Source organism: uncultured Microbulbifer sp. (genome assembly GCF_913055755.1).
Classification (GTDB): Bacteria; Pseudomonadota; Gammaproteobacteria; order Pseudomonadales; family Cellvibrionaceae; genus Microbulbifer.
In genome coordinates this window covers 1-15,012 of record NZ_CAJXKH010000049.1, presented here as the reverse complement: position 1 = coordinate 15,012, position 15,012 = coordinate 1, and the positions used below count along the sequence as shown (strand labels likewise).

The window sequence follows — 15,012 nt, the reverse complement described above, 5'->3', positions numbered from 1 at the left end:
GGCGCGGTCTGTTTACAGTTGGCGCAATTTGGCCAGTTCGATGGCCTGTGTCAGGGCGGCGTTGAGGCTGCCGCAGTCGGCGATGCCCTGGCCTGCGATGTTCAGTGCGGTGCCGTGATCCACCGAGGTGCGGATAAAGGGCAGCCCCAGTGTGATATTGATGGCGCGGCCAAAGCCCTTGAATTTTAACACCGGCAGGCCCTGGTCGTGGTACATGGCCAGTACCGCGTCACAGCGCGCCAGTTGCGGCGGCGTAAACAGGGTGTCCGCGGGCAGGGGGCCGATCAGGTTCAGCCCCAGGGCGCGCAGGGTATCCAGTGCCGGTTCGATGACCTCGATTTCCTCGCGCCCCAGGTGGCCGCCCTCCCCGGCGTGGGGATTGAGGCCACAGATGCCGATGCGCGGGTTTTCGATGCGGAACTGGTCGCGCAGGCTGCGGTGCAGGATGGTGATGACCTGTTGCAGGGAATCGCGGGTGATGGCGGCACTTACATCTTTCAGTGGCAAATGGGTGGTGGCCAGGGCAACCCGCAGGTCGTCGGCGGCCAGCATCATCACCACCTTCTCGACGCCTGCCCGTTCGGCAAAAAACTCCGTGTGGCCACTGAAGGCAACGCCGGCGTCGTTGATCACGCCCTTGTGTACCGGCCCGGTGACTACCGCATCAAACTCCCGGGACAGGCAGCCGGCTGCGGCCCGGCCCAGGGTTTCCAGCACATAGGCGCCATTGGCGGTATCGAGGATTCCGGGGCTCGCCGGCGTCGCCAGCTCCACCGGCAGTATATGCAGGCAGTTGGCCGGGGTGGCCTCTGCCGGCGCATCGGCCTGGAACGGGATCAATTGCAGCGGTAACCGCAGGCGTTCCGCAGCCTGCTGCAGCAGGGCGGGGTCGGCGATGGCAATGATCTGAGCGCTTTGGGGTGAGGGGTGGGCCGGGGTCCGGGGAGAGGTGCCGGTGTGCCCGGAGGCGGCCAGTTTGACCGCCAGTTCCGGGCCAATCCCAGCGGGCTCGCCGGGAGTGAAGGCAATTCGCGGAATCATCGGTTACGGTTGATCTTCGGCTGCGTCAGTCGCGGAGGGATCCTTGAGCTCTGGCAGCTTGATTTCCACATAGGCCTGGTCGCGGATTTCCTGGCGCCAGTTCTGCAGCTCTTCCTCGTAGCGACGGTTGCGCAGCAGATTGGCGGCCTGGTTGCGGATGTACTGCTCCGTCATGTCCTGCTGGCGGCGCCCCTCCACCTGCAGCAGGTGCCAGCCGAACTGGCTGCGGAATGGCATGCTCATTTCACCCACCGGGGTGTTGTTCATGGCCTGGGTGAACTCCGGTACGAACTGGCCGGGGTTGGACCAGCCGAGGTCGCCGCCCTGCAGCATGGTGCCGATATCTTCGGAGTTGTCCCGCGCCGCATCCTCAAACTTGAGTTCACCGGATTCGATCTTTTCGCGCAGGTCCATCAGTAGCTTGTAGGCGTCGTCATCGGTGCGGATGGCGGATGTTTTCACCAGAACGTGGCGCACCTTGGTCTGCTCCACTACCTGCTCGGAGGCGCCGCCGCGCTGGTCGTGGATTTTCAGCAGGTGGAAACCGGCGTCACTGCGGAAGGGCTCGGTGGTGTCACCCACTTTCAGGCCGTCCAGGGCGTCGGCAAACAGGGTGGGCAGCTCCACGGTCTTGCGCCAGCCCAGATCGCCGCCCTGCAGGGCATTCTGGCCCGCAGAGTTACTGATCGCGAGGGCGCGGAAATCTTCGCCGCCCCTGGCCTTGTCATAGATGGACTGGGCCTTTTCTCGGGCCGCAGATACTTCTTCTGCCGGGGCGCTGGAACCCACTGCAATCAGGATATGGCCCAGCTGGTACTGGGGCGACTTCCAGAACTCTCCCTCTTTGGAGCGCAGGAAGTTATTGATGTCCTGATCGGTGATCTGGATGCGGCGGTTTACGCTGCCCTGTTCCACCCGGCGAATGATCAGTTCCTGGCGAATCTGCTGGCGGAAGGCATTGTTGGAGATGCCGTCTGCCTCCAGCTTCTGCTGGAACTGTTCGGGGGAGGCTCCCATGTTCTGCTGCACCCGGGCGATGGCCTGGTCCAGCTCGGCGTCGGAAATCGTGACGCCGGCGCGCGCGCCCATCTGCAGCTGCAGGCGTTCGACAATGAGCTGCTCCAGCACCTGGCGGCGCAGGATCTCCATGGGCGGGGCCTGCACGTTCTGGGCCGCGATCTGCTGGGCGATGGTGTCCATGCGCGCCTGCAGCTCGCTGGCCATCACCACGTCGTCATCCACAACTGCGACTACGCGGTCGAGCTTTTGCACCTGGGCCAGGGCGGGTACGGCGAAAACGCACAGCGCGGCCAGTGCCATAAGGCTGCGGCGGGGGAAGTTGAACATCTGCATTATTGTCATCACTGTTTCAGTACTTCTCTTTGTTCAAAGTTGGCTATGCCCTGGCTGAGCATACGCGTTACCGAGCCGCCGAGGCCAGCCAGACCTTTCAACTGCAGCTCGATATAGATGCCTTCGTCATATCCCAATTCGTCTGGTGGCACTACGTCTGCCAGGTCATTGTCTAGTTCGCGGCGCCATACGAGACGCGTGCGGTAGCAGCAGCTGTCATATTCGATCCCTGCCATGTACTCCAGTTCCCGGTCGAAGGTTAAATCATAGTTGGCAAGTGCCAGTACCGAGAGGCGGGTGTTGATAGGCCAGGCGGCTGAAAGGTCAACCTGCTCTATGGGTGCCTTACGGGGGTCCTGGCCATCAAAGTCATCGTCCTTGCGTAGATAGCGGTAGCCGATATTAAACAGGCGAAATTCGTCATCGAGATAGCGCGCGGTAACACTGCCACGGTCTATTGTGTGGTTGGTGTCGTCGAAAATAACTTCGCTACTGATTCGCAGGTCATCCGTAGGGCGACTCTCCAAGCGCGCTGCAAACTCGGACCTGGGGCTGTCCACGATCGTGCCCGAGAGATCGACGCGGAAATCATCGGCATAAAATACCTGCCCAGCGCTGGCGGCGAGCAGGTCGCGGCCGCTTGTTGGGTCCACAAAACGCGTTGTTATACCGAGAGCGGCGCGATCGGCGTCATCGATGCGGTCGTTGCCATTGAAGCGGCTGCTGCGGAATAGCTGGTCGTAACTAAACGTGAACAGTGACGTGTCAAACAGTAGGTTGTTGGCCTTTGGATTGATTTGAGCTTCGTCACTGATATCGAGGAAGTCTTCCTGGTCAGCCGTTGTGCTGGCCATGAGAAACAGGCGGGGCTCAAGCGTCTGAACGTATTCCCTGCCAAACATCAGGCCATCGCGTTCGAAGAACAGGCCGCTGTCGATGGACAGCTGGGCGGCAGACGTTTCTGGCGTGTTCTGGCCGGGGTCTGCCAGGAAGGTCTTGTCCAGATCGTACCCCAGGTAGATACCGGTTACTTGGGGATTAACGAAGCCCCACAGCCACTGCTTGTCCCAGCCGAAGCCATAGTCGATACGTGTACGCGTCGAATTAATGAAAAGATTAGTTATGGTCCGTTCGCTGGCGTTGTTATCCGGATCTTCGATAAAACGAAGAGTCTGAATTTCATCGTTGTCGAATCCGGTGACTTCGTGCTCCATCAGCAGCTGCCAGTTACCCCACTTATAGTTGCCGTCTACATTGATGCGGGGCAGCTGGCTATAGGTGTCAAAGCGGTCCTTCACCAGCTGCTGGTATTCCTGCCCGCGCACGCTGGCGCGCCAGTGCTCGCTGGTGAGGCTGGCTTCGGCCTTCTGGCTCAGGGCGGTTTCCGCGGACGCGTTGACGTTCTGGGGCACCTGCAGGTCCGCGGTGTCCAGGTCGCGGAAGTAGTCCGGGTCGCTGACCTTCACGTAATCGATATTGGTGCGCCACAGACCGCCGTTACCACCCTGCTGGTTCAGGTTCACCAGCCAGCGGTCCTCGCCCTTGGCCGGCAGTACCAGGTCTTCCGGGAAGCCCTCCCTGATCAGCTCGCGGGCCTGTTCATCATCGCCGCCCTTGTCATTGGGCAGGCCGGCCAGGCGTACTTCGGTATTGAACAGGGGGCTCAGGTGGCGGGTTTCCACTTCCAGGCCGGTGCCGCGGTACTGGATATAGCGCGGGGCTATGGTGGCATCCAGCTGCGGGGCGATATTCCAGTAGTAGGGAATGGAAATGTCCCAGCCATTGGTTTCGTTGTTGCTGATACTCGGGAACAGGAAGCCGGACATGCGGTCGCTGCCCACCGGGAAGCGCAGGTAGGGGAAGTAGAACACCGGAATGTCGGCGATCTCGAGGCGCACGTTGCGCGCGGTGCCCTGGCGCTCCACGTTGTCGATGGCGATTTCGCCGCCGGTCATGCGCCAGAAAACATCGTCCGGTTCACAGCGGGTGTAGTTGCCCTGGGTCAGAATCAGCTCGCCGCTGGCCTCGCGGGAAACGTACTGCGCGGAGCCGTGGACAAACTGGTCGTGCACCACATAAGTGGCGTCTTCGATGGACGCGGCCTTGCTGTCGGTCTGGATCGCCGCCGCCTTGCCGCGAACCAGCAGGTTCGGCTCGCGCATCTCGATGGCCCCGGACAGGTAGGCGGTGCTCTCGTCGCGATTCACGTCCACCTGGTCCGCGAACAGCTGGCGGTAGCCCTGGGTGGCGTGCACATTGCCGCGCAACCGCGCGGTGCCGTCATCCAGCCAGTTGGCCGAATCGGCGGTGGCGCGCAGTGGCGCTTCCTCGGGCAGCAGGTTGGCATCCGGGTAGTCGAGTGGCGGGGCGATGTAGGTGCCGCCGCACACCGGAGGCATTTCGGCGCGGGTGGCTGGATCCAGCTGGGATTTGGGAATCCAGTCCAGGTACAGGTAGGGGTTTTCCTCCACCTGTATCTGTGGCGCCTCTTCCGCCACCACCCACAGGGGTTGTGCGGCAAGGAGTCCAATTGCAAGCGAACGGGGGCGCGATATTTGTCCAATGGCCAGCGCCAAGTGGCGCAAGCGGGCAGCTTCCAGCATCGAGTGAGTTGTTCCGGCTATCTTTAGAGTCTGTTCCGTTGGCGAGATTGCGCGTGTGCAGCCTGGGTGCCCGGGAATAGCCGGCCATTTTGACAAAGTCTGGCGAAACTGTGACGGGGCCGGCTGGTCTGATACGCAAAAATCAGCGCAAGATTCTACTTGAATGGCCGTAACCATGGAAACGATATGCAAACGATAGCGGGTGATCCCCGGCGCAAGCGCAGTTACAATGCGCAGTTTTTGAGCTGCCGGCGGTGTCAGCCAGTGTCATGGCGGGAAGTGGCTGTGGAAACAGTCGAACAGAGAGCGGTAAAGGTAACAGCAGGTGGCGGATGAATGAGTGTGTAAGCGAAGGACTGGATCAGCGTCGCGAGGAGCTGCGCCAGTGGGCCGCCCGCGCCCTGGCATCCGGTCACGAACAGGCGCAGCAGCCGCCGCTGACCGATACCCTGGACCTGCAGCCGCTTTCCGGTGATGCGGGCTTCCGCCGCTATTTCCGTACCGATACCAACCCCAGCCTGATCGCGGTGGATTCACCGCCCCAGCGCACCAATGTAAAGCGCTTTGTCGCCCTCGCAGACTACCTGCGTCGCAATGGTATCCACACGCCGCTGGTGCTTGCCGCGGACGTGGAACACGGCTACATGCTGCTGGAAGACCTGGGGGATACCCAGCTGTTGCGGGCCCTGAACAACGACAGTGTCGCCGGCCTCTATGCGGAAGTCATGAACGAACTGCTGTGCCTGCAGCAGATCGAGCGCGCCGAGGGCCTGTTCCCGCCATACGACCGGGAATTGCTGCACATGGAAATGCGCCTGCTGCCGGAATGGCTGGTGGGCAAACTGCTGGGGCGGGAGATCAGCCCGGAAGAAGACCAGATGCTGGAGCGCACCTTCGCGCACCTGCTGGACAGCGCCAGCGCCCAGCCCCAGGTACTGGTGCATCGCGATTACCACAGCCGCAACCTGATGCTGCGCGACGGCGAGCGTCCGGGCGTGGTGGACTTCCAGGATGCGGTCTGGGGTCCGGTGACCTACGACCTGGTGTCACTACTGCGGGACTGCTATATCCGCTGGCCGCAGGAGCAGGTGGAAAACTGGGCTCTGGCGTACGCAGCCATCGCCGTCGACAGTGGTGTCCTCCCTGAGGTGGCACCGGAAACTTTCCTGCGCTGGTTCGACTGGATGGGCCTGCAGCGACACTTCAAGGTGCTGGGCCTCTTTCCGCGCCTGTACCTGCGAGATGGCAAGCACGGCTATCTGCCGGACCTGCCGCTGGTGATCCGCTACACCCTGGAAGTCACGGAAAAGTACCCGGAACTGCAGCCGTTCGCCCGGTGGTTCCGCGCTGAAATCCTGCCGCTGGTGGAACAGCAGGATTGGTATCGCGACTACCGCACCGCCGGCGAGCGCGTGACTGCCGACACCGGAACGCCCGAATAAATTGCCATGAAGCCAGAAACTACCAATGCGCCTGCTGCCATGCTGCTCGCTGCCGGATTCGGCCGCCGCATGCGCCCGCTCACCGACTTCACACCCAAGCCGCTGATTCCGGTACTGGGTAAACCCCTGATCGAGTACGCGCTCGAGCGGCTCGCTGCTGCGGGTGTAACGCGCATCGTCATCAACCTGGCCCACTTGGGCGAGCAGATCCGTGACCATCTGGGTGGCGGCGAGCAATGGGGCGTGCAGATCCAGTACTCCCCGGAAAATGAGCCGCTGGAAACCGCCGGCGGTATCACCAAAGCCCTGCCGCTGCTGGGCAGCGAACCCTTCCTGGTGGTGAACGGCGACGTGTGGTGCGACTTCGACTTTGCCGACTGGATCCAGAACCCGCTGCCGGAGAACTGCCCCGGCCGCCTGCTGATGGTGCCCAACCCGCCCCACAACCCGGAGGGGGACTTCGGTATCGAAAACGGCCTCCTCTCCGGCACCACCAAGCCCCGTTATACCTTTGCCGGTATCAGCTGGTTGCGCCCGGAGATTCTCACCGCATACCCCAAAGCCCGCGATCGCTACGGCCTCGGTGAGGTATTTACCCACAATGAAGACCTGATGCAGGCCGAGCTCTTCCGCGGGGACTGGTGTGATGTGGGGACGCCGGAAAGGCTGAATAATCTGGAAGAGCGGCTTCGCAGTGAAGACTGAGACCTTTTACGGGCGTAGGGGCTGAAGGCTTACGAAGTGATTGAGTAAAAAATTAAGGCCGGGTGCTGGTACGCGTTTTCAAAACCGTCGGCAACAGGGATGTTGCCGACGGAGCGTACAGGGATGTATTCACAGCGGTTTTGAAAACGCGTACCAGTGCCCGGCCGCCACAGGACCTTATCAGAAGGGCCACCAATAGATGCTGAGAAGAGAATATGCCGGACTATAAAATTGCACCCTCCATCCTCTCCGCCGATTTCGCCCGCCTGGGCGAAGAAGTGGACAACGTACTCGCCGCCGGCGCCGACTGGGTGCATTTCGATGTAATGGACAACCACTACGTCCCCAACCTCACCATCGGCCCCATGGTGTGCAAAGCCCTGCGCAACCACGGCGTCACCGCCCCCATCGACGTGCACCTGATGGTCGAGCCCGTCGACGACATGATTCGCATGTTCGCCGACGCCGGTGCCACCTATATCACCTTTCACCCGGAAGCCAGCAAGCACATCGACCGCTCCCTGCAGCTGATCAACTCCCTCGGCTGCAAGGCCGGCCTGGTGTTCAACCCGGCCTCCAGCCTCGACGCCGCCAAACACGTCATGGACAGGCTCGACATGATCCTGCTGATGTCCGTAAACCCCGGCTTCGGCGGCCAGAAATTTATCCCCGCCACCCTGGACAAACTCAAAGAGGCGCGCAAGCTCATCGATGCATCCGGTCACGATATCCGCCTGGAAATCGACGGCGGCGTGACCAGGGACAACATCCGCGAAATCGCCCAGGCCGGAGCCGACAGCTTCGTAGCCGGCTCCGCGATCTTCAATGCGGATGACTATGCTGAAGTGATCAAGGTCATGCGCGGAGAGCTGGCCCAGGTGTGAGGCCCCGATCCGTATTGGGCGGCGCCGGCACCCCGGCGCTTGCCCACCCCACAAGACATTTGTACACTTGCTCGCCGGAATACAGGGAAGCAACTCGACGCTGCGAGATTCTGACATTGAACTGCACTGCCCACCTCAACAACAGCTGGCGATGGCGCCACTGATCCGCTGAAGCCTGACGGCCACCTCCGGTCGCACGGGCGCCTTTCCCGCGGGTAGGATTCCACACAACAAGCGTGGCCCAGCCCCTGGCTAAAAAGCCAAGTAAACAAAGCATTTCAAGGAACCGGAGTCGCCATGACCCCCAGCGAATACGCCCAGCTTGCGTCTGCAGGATACAACCGTATACCCCTCGTCCGCCGAGTACTGGCCGACATAGAAACCCCGCTCACCACCTACATGAAGCTCGCCGCCCGCGATGGCGGTCGCTACAGCTACCTGTTCGAATCCGTGCAGGGCGGGGAAAAGTGGGGCCGCTACTCCATTATCGGCCTGCCGGCGCGCACCGTGCTCAAGGCCTCTGGTCACGACGTCACCGTCGAGCGGGATGGCAAGGTGGTGGAAGAAAAGCGCGTGGAAGATCCGCTGGCGTTTGTCGAGGCATTCCAGGGCCGCTACAAGGTGCCGGAACTGCCCGGCCTGCCGCGTTTCAACGGCGGCCTGGTCGGCTATTTCGGCTACGATTGCGTGCGCTATATCGAGCCCAAGCTGGCAAACAGCTGTCCGGCGGATACGCTGGGTACCCCGGATATCCTGCTGATGGTCAGCGACGAACTGGTGGTGTTCGATAACCTGGCCGGTGCGGTGATCTTTATCGTGCATGCGGACCCAGCGGACGAAGGGGCCTACGAACAGGCCCAACGCCGCCTGGACCAGCTGGTGGGCCAGCTGTCACAGCCGCTGGCTGCGGTCGAGCCCCTGGGGATCGATGGAGATCGCACCGCCGAAGCACAGTTTACCTCGCATTTTGGCGAAGAAGCCTTCAAGCAGGGGGTGCACAAGGTCAAGGAGTACATTCTCGCCGGCGACGTCATGCAGGTGGTGCCGTCGCAGCGATTGTCGGCCCCGTATACCGCGCCGCCGCTCAACCTCTACCGCGCCCTGCGCAGCCTCAACCCATCGCCCTATATGTATTTCCTCGACCTGGGGGATCACCAGGTGGTGGGTTCCAGCCCGGAAATCCTGGTGCACCTGGAAGACGGCGACATGACCGTGCGCCCCATCGCCGGCACCCGCCGCCGCGGCGCCACCGAGGAGCAGGACCGGGCGCTGGAACAGGAACTGCTGGCGGACCCCAAGGAAATCGCCGAGCACCTGATGCTGATCGATCTCGGCCGCAACGATGTGGGGCGTGTGGCACAGACCGGGACGGTGCAAGTGACCGACAAAATGGTGGTGGAGCGTTACTCCCACGTGATGCATATCGTCTCCAACGTCACCGGCAAGATCAAACCCGGGCTCACCGGGATCGACGCCCTGCGCGCAGCGCATCCGGCAGGGACCCTGTCCGGAGCGCCCAAGATCCGCGCGATGGAAATCATCGACGAGCTGGAGCCCGAGAAACGTGGCGTCTATGGCGGTGCCGTGGGCTACCTGGCCTGGAATGGCAATATGGATACTGCCATCGCCATCCGCACCGCGGTGATCAAGGATGACAAGATTTATGTCCAGGCCGGTGCCGGCCTGGTGGCAGATTCAGACCCGCAGTCCGAGTGGGATGAAACCATGAACAAGGCCCGCGCACTGTTCCGCGCGGTGTCTATCGCAACAGGTCAATAACGCGCGAACTGCGCACGCATTGGAAGTAGTAATACCGATGAGTGAAGTTTCTGTACCGCAGAAAAATTCCCTGGCCGAGAGCTGCCGCAACCTGGTGGCGGCGCCGCTATTCAATCAGGTCATTATCGCCCTGATCATGGTCAATGCCGTGGTGGTGGGGCTGGAAACCTCAAGCTGGGTGCTGGAGCGTATCAGCGGCCTGCTGCACGGAATCAACCAGCTGATCCTCGCGGCGTTTATCGTCGAGGCAGCGGTGAAAATGGCGGCCCACGGCAATCGCCCGTGGCGCTATTTCGCCAGTGGCTGGAACTGTTTTGATTTCACCATTATTGCGTTGAGCCTGATTCCGGCGGCGGGCCCGCTGGCCACACTGGCGCGCCTGGTGCGGGTGCTGCGGGTATTGCGCCTGGTATCCGCATTCCCGGAGTTGCGTTTGCTGGTGGACACGCTGCTCAGGAGCCTGCCGAGCATGTTCCATATCAGCCTGCTGATGGGGATCATTTTTTATATTTACGGGGTGGCCGGGTATTTCCTGTTTCATGAAATCGATCCCACCCACTGGCGCACACTGCCGATTGCGCTGCTGAGCCTGTTTCGCATCGTCACCTTCGAGGACTGGACCGACATCATGTACACCGCGATGGACGCCATGCCCTATGCCTGGCTGTACTTTGTCAGCTTTGTGGTGATGGGTGCGTTCGTGATGATCAATCTGTTTATCGGCGTGGTGCTGAACAACCTGGAAGAGGCCAAGCTGCGTCGCCTCGACGAGCTGGCCATGCCGCCGAGCCAGACCGAAATCCTGCGCGAGCTGCGCGCCACCCAGGAATCTCTCGCGCGACTGCAGAAGCGCCTGGGGGACATGGGCGAAGACCGCCCACAAGAAAAGGGAACCGAATCATGATCCTGATGATCGACAACTACGACTCCTTTACCTTCAATGTGGTGCAGTACCTGGCGGAGCTGGGTGCCGAGGTGGTGGTCAAGCGCAACGACGAGATCAGTGTCGCGGATATCGAGCAGCTGAACCCGGAAAAAATCGTCGTTTCACCGGGACCCTGCACGCCGAATGAAGCGGGTATCTCGATGGAAACCATCCGTACCTTTGCGGGACGGGTGCCGATCCTGGGTATTTGCCTGGGTCACCAGAGCATCGGCCAGGTATTCGGCGGTCGCGTGGTGCGTGCGGGGCAGGTGATGCACGGCAAAACCTCGCCGATTGTGCACAGCAACCAGGGGGTGTTTCGCGGTCTCTCCAATCCGTTCGAGGCCACCCGCTATCACTCGTTGGTAGTGGAGAAAGGCAGCCTGCCGGATTGCCTCGAGGTTACCGCGTGGACCGAGACCGAGGACGGCGAGATCGATGAGATCATGGGGCTGCGCCACCGCGAACTGCCGGTGGAAGGGGTGCAGTTTCACCCTGAATCGATCCTGACCCAGCACGGGCACGATATGTTGAGGAATTTTTTGGAGTCTTGAGGTGAGGCGCTTTGTAGAGGGAGTGGTGGCGGCGCTGCTACCGGTATCCGTTTGCGAGACACGCCGTGAACCCATCCATGGGGGCTCTTCTAAAACGTCCCTGTTTTAGAAGGTCTCGCAAACGGATCCCGGTATCAGCGCCTTCGCGTCGAAGTCCGGGCCTATTGTGGAGCCTCCAGGGTAAATTCATAAGGACAGGGGAATAAGAACAATGAACATCCAGCAGGCCATTGCCAAACTGGTGGAAGGTGAGCATCTCACCCGCGAAGAAATGCGCGGGGCCATGGGCCAGATCATGCAGGGCGAGGCGGAAGATGCGCAGATCGGTGCGTTTCTGGTTGCCCTGCGCATGGCGGGGGAAACCGTCGAGGAAATCACCGGTGCGGTGGAGGTGATGCGCGAATTGGCCACCAAGGTGAATATCGATCTCACCAACGCGGTGGATATCGTCGGCACCGGCGGTGATGGTGCCAACCTGTTCAATGTCTCCAGCGCCTCCAGTTTTGTCGCCGCGGCGGCGGGGGCGCGGGTGGCCAAGCACGGCAATCGCTCGGTTTCCTCTTCTTCCGGTGCGGCCGACCTGCTGGAAAAGGCCGGCATCTACCTGCCGCTGACGCCCGAACAGGTGGCCCGCTGCATCGACGGTGTGGGGGTGGGGTTTATGTTCGCCCCCAGCTACCACAGTGCCATGCGCCACGCCATCGGCCCGCGCAAGGCGCTGGGGCTGCGCACCATTTTCAATCTGCTGGGTCCGCTGACCAACCCCGCGGGGGTCAAGCGCCAGGTGATCGGTGTTTACGACCCGCACTACACCCGCATGCTGGCCGAGGTGCTGCAGCAGCTGGGCTCCGAGCATGCACTGGTGGTGCACAGCGACGACGGCCTGGACGAGATCAGCCTGGCGGCGGAGACCCGCGGCTGGGAACTGAAGAACGGCGAGCTTAAGAAGGTCACCATTGCCCCGGAAGACTTCGGGATCGAACGCCAGGACCTGGAAGGCCTGTGTGTGGACGGCTCCGAGGCGTCCCTCAAGCTGATCCGCGATGCCCTGGGCAAGCGCGAAACCGCCGCCGGCAGCAAGGCAGCTGATATCATTGCGATGAATGCTGGCATGGCCATCTATGTCAGTGGCATTGCCGCGAGCCAGGCCGAGGGGGTGAGCATGGCCCAGGATGCCATCTACAGTGGCCTTGCGGGTGAGAAAATCAACGAGCTGGCCGCCTTTACCAGTGCATTCAAAGAGTGAAGTAATGAGTACGCCAACGGTTCTGAAAACCATCGTCGAGCGCAAGTGGCAGGAGATTGCCGAGCGCAAACAGCGGGTCTCCCTCGATGAAATCCAGCAGCTGGCGCTGCAGCAACCGCCCTGTCGCGGCTTTGTGAACGCCATTGAGCGCAAGATTGCCGATGGCGACGCTGCGGTAATTGCCGAAATCAAAAAGGCCTCCCCGAGCAAGGGGGTCATCCGTGAGGATTTCATCCCCGCGGAGATTGCCACCAGTTATGAAAAGGGCGGTGCAGCCTGTCTGTCGGTACTCACCGACATCGATTTTTTCCAGGGTGCCGACGAGTACCTGCAGCAGGCGCGCAACGCCGTGCGCCTGCCGGTGATCCGCAAGGACTTTATTGTCGATCCCTATCAGGTGTACGAGGCCCGCGCCATCGGCGCCGACTGTATTCTGCTGATCGCTGCCTGTCTCGATGATGCGCAGCTGACCGGCCTCAACGACCTGGCGCAGGAAATCGGGCTCGACGTGCTGGTGGAAGTGCATGATCGCGCGGAGCTGAAGCGCGCCCTGAAGCTGCCGAACCGCCTGATCGGTATCAACAACCGCAATCTGCACACCTTTGACGTGCAGCTGGAAACCACCTTCAAACTGCTGGATCTGGTACCCGACGATCGCATTGTGGTGACCGAGAGCGGTATCCATACCACCGACGATGTGGCGGCGATGCGCGGGCACAATGTGGATGCGTTCCTGGTGGGCGAGGCCTTCATGCGCGAGCCGGAACCGGGACGGCGCCTGCTGGAGTTGTTTAACTGAGCGGGTAGACGGCGACCCGCCCATAAAAAAACCGGGAAATTTCCCGGTTTTTTTATGCCTGCAAATCACAACCCCAGATGCGCCCCGTGAAACCGCAGGTGCTCGCCGATAAAGCTGGCGATGAAGTAGTAGCTGTGGTCGTAGCCCTCATGGCGTCGCAGTTGCAGCGGATAACCGCTGGCCGCGGCGGCGGCTTCCAGTGCTTCCGGTTTCAACTGCTCGGCGAGAAAGCTGTCCGCCTCGCCCTGATCCACCAGTGCCGGCAGTTTGCTGTCGCTGTGGCGCAGCAACAGGCTGGCGTCGTACTCGGCCCAGGCGGCAGCGTCGTCACCCAGATAGGCGGTAAAGGCCTTTTGTCCCCAGGGACAGTTGACCGGGTTGGCAATGGGGCTGAATGCGGATACCGAGTGAAAGCGCTGTGGATTGCGCAGTGCCAGTACCAGTGCGCCGTGGCCGCCCATGGAGTGGCCGCTGATGGCGCGCCTGTCGCTCACCGGAAACAGGGATTCGACCAGTGCCGGCAACTCCTCCAGCACATAATCGTACATGCGGTAGTGGCGGCTCCACGGGTCCTGTGTCGCATTGACGTAAAAGCCGGCCCCCTGGCCCAGGTCGTAGCTGTCGTCGTCGGCAACGCCGTCGCCCCGCGGGCTGGTGTCCGGTGCCACGATGGCGATACCGAGTTCGGCGGCCACCCGGTGCGCGCCGGCCTTCTGCATGAAGTTTTCATCGGTGCAGGTGAGGCCGGACAGCCAGTAGAGCACGGGTACTTTCCGGTTACCCGCCGCCTGGGGCGGCAGGTAAATGGCGAAGCGCATATCGCAGTTGAGCACTTCCGAGCGGTGGCGGTACTGCTTGTGCCAGCCGCCGAAGCTCTTGTTGCTGCTCAGATTCTCGATGGTCATCGCGGGCTCCATCACTGATCTAAGTGGATCACGGAGCGGATGCTCTCGCCGCTGTGCATCAGGTCGAAGGCCTCGTTGATACCGTCCAGACCCATGGTGTGGGTGATGAAGTCGTTCAGCTTGAATTCGCCCGCCAGGTAGCGCTCCACGTAATCCGGCAGTTCGGAGCGTCCCTTGACGCCGCCAAAGGCGGTGCCTTTCCAGACCCGGCCGGTGACCAGTTGGAACGGACGGGTGGAGATTTCCTGGCCGGCGCCGGCGACACCGATGATGATCGATTCCCCCCAACCCTTGTGGCAGCACTCCAGCGCGGAACGCATCACGTTGACATTGCCGATGCACTCGAAGGAGTAGTCCACGCCGCCGTCGGTGAGCTCGACGATGACTTCCTGGATCGGCTTGTCGTAGTTCTTCGGGTTGATGCAGTCGGTGGCACCCAGTTTGCGGGCCAGGTCGAACTTGCTCTCGTTGATGTCGATGGCGATGATGCGCCCGGCTTTGGCCATGGCCGCACCGATCACCGCGGACAGGCCAATGCCGCCGAGGCCGAAGATGGCGACTGTTGCACCTTCTTCCACCCTGGCGGTATTCATGACCGCACCCATACCAGTGGTGACACCGCAGCCCAGCAGGCAAACCTCTTCCAGCGGCGCTGTCTTGTTGACCTTGGCCAAGGAAATTTCCGGCAGCACGGTGTACTCGGAGAAGGTGGAGCAGCCCATGTAGTGGTAGATGGGCTGGCCGTCTTTGGAGAAGCGGGTGGTGCCGTCCGGCAT

13 protein-coding genes are annotated in these 15,012 nt (G+C 61.6%); 8 read left to right on the top strand and 5 right to left on the bottom strand.

Translation table 11 applies throughout. The features are described from left to right. Nucleotides 1-12: 12 nt before the first annotated feature. From pdxA to lptD, 3 genes are read right to left on the bottom strand one after another with little or no spacing between them, the layout of a single operon-like run. Nucleotides 13-1,041: a 4-hydroxythreonine-4-phosphate dehydrogenase PdxA gene (gene pdxA / locus QZ511_RS09795; protein ID WP_295802120.1), complete on the bottom strand. Its 1,029-nt coding sequence runs from the start codon at nucleotides 1,039-1,041 to the stop codon at nucleotides 13-15. Between the two features lie 3 nt (nucleotides 1,042-1,044). Continuing rightward, on the bottom strand, nucleotides 1,045-2,403 hold the full coding sequence (locus QZ511_RS09790; protein WP_295802118.1) for a peptidylprolyl isomerase: 1,359 nt from the start codon (nucleotides 2,401-2,403) through the stop codon (nucleotides 1,045-1,047). After that, complete coding sequence (gene lptD, locus QZ511_RS09785; RefSeq protein ID WP_295802116.1) at nucleotides 2,403-4,997, bottom strand: LPS assembly protein LptD; 2,595 nt, start codon at nucleotides 4,995-4,997, stop codon at nucleotides 2,403-2,405. Before lptD ends, QZ511_RS09790 begins: the two co-directional genes overlap by 1 nt. A gap of 332 nt (nucleotides 4,998-5,329) precedes the next feature. On the opposite strand from lptD, the gene QZ511_RS09780 reads away from it, so the two are divergent. The 8 genes from QZ511_RS09780 (at nucleotide 5,330) to trpC (ending at nucleotide 13,331) form a co-directional block, all read left to right on the top strand. After that, nucleotides 5,330-6,439, top strand: coding sequence for a phosphotransferase (locus QZ511_RS09780; protein WP_295802114.1), 1,110 nt, complete (start codon nucleotides 5,330-5,332; stop codon nucleotides 6,437-6,439). 6 nt (nucleotides 6,440-6,445) lie between these two features. Then, on the top strand, nucleotides 6,446-7,144 hold the full coding sequence (gene murU / locus QZ511_RS09775) for an N-acetylmuramate alpha-1-phosphate uridylyltransferase MurU (RefSeq protein WP_295802112.1): 699 nt from the start codon (nucleotides 6,446-6,448) through the stop codon (nucleotides 7,142-7,144). Between the two features lie 215 nt (nucleotides 7,145-7,359). Then, nucleotides 7,360-8,028, top strand: a complete 669-nt coding sequence (gene rpe, locus QZ511_RS09770) for a ribulose-phosphate 3-epimerase (protein WP_295802110.1) — start codon at nucleotides 7,360-7,362, stop codon at nucleotides 8,026-8,028. Between the two features lie 297 nt (nucleotides 8,029-8,325). Then, nucleotides 8,326-9,807 carry an anthranilate synthase component I gene (gene trpE / locus QZ511_RS09765; RefSeq protein WP_295802108.1) on the top strand — a complete coding sequence of 494 codons (1,482 nt, stop codon included), beginning with the start codon at nucleotides 8,326-8,328 and terminating at the stop codon, nucleotides 9,805-9,807. A 37-nt stretch (nucleotides 9,808-9,844) separates the two neighbouring features. Then, on the top strand, nucleotides 9,845-10,711 hold the full coding sequence (locus QZ511_RS09760) for an ion transporter (RefSeq protein WP_295802106.1): 867 nt from the start codon (nucleotides 9,845-9,847) through the stop codon (nucleotides 10,709-10,711). Continuing rightward, nucleotides 10,708-11,286, top strand: coding sequence for an aminodeoxychorismate/anthranilate synthase component II (locus tag QZ511_RS09755; protein ID WP_295802105.1), 579 nt, complete (start codon nucleotides 10,708-10,710; stop codon nucleotides 11,284-11,286). Before QZ511_RS09760 ends, QZ511_RS09755 begins: the two co-directional genes overlap by 4 nt. Before the next feature lie 211 nt (nucleotides 11,287-11,497). Continuing rightward, on the top strand, nucleotides 11,498-12,532 hold the full coding sequence (trpD, locus tag QZ511_RS09750; RefSeq protein WP_295802103.1) for an anthranilate phosphoribosyltransferase: 1,035 nt from the start codon (nucleotides 11,498-11,500) through the stop codon (nucleotides 12,530-12,532). Between the two features lie 4 nt (nucleotides 12,533-12,536). Beyond that, a complete protein-coding gene (gene trpC / locus QZ511_RS09745) occupies nucleotides 12,537-13,331 on the top strand; it encodes an indole-3-glycerol phosphate synthase TrpC (RefSeq protein ID WP_295802102.1) in 795 nt (264 codons plus the stop codon). 65 nt (nucleotides 13,332-13,396) lie between these two features. Here the strand turns inward: trpC and fghA are convergent, their stop codons facing one another. Beyond that, complete coding sequence (gene fghA, locus QZ511_RS09740; protein ID WP_295802101.1) at nucleotides 13,397-14,236, bottom strand: S-formylglutathione hydrolase; 840 nt, start codon at nucleotides 14,234-14,236, stop codon at nucleotides 13,397-13,399. Between the two features lie 11 nt (nucleotides 14,237-14,247). After that, the coding region (locus QZ511_RS09735) for a zinc-binding dehydrogenase (RefSeq protein WP_295802098.1) at nucleotides 14,248-15,012 on the bottom strand (765 nt) is incomplete at its 5' end.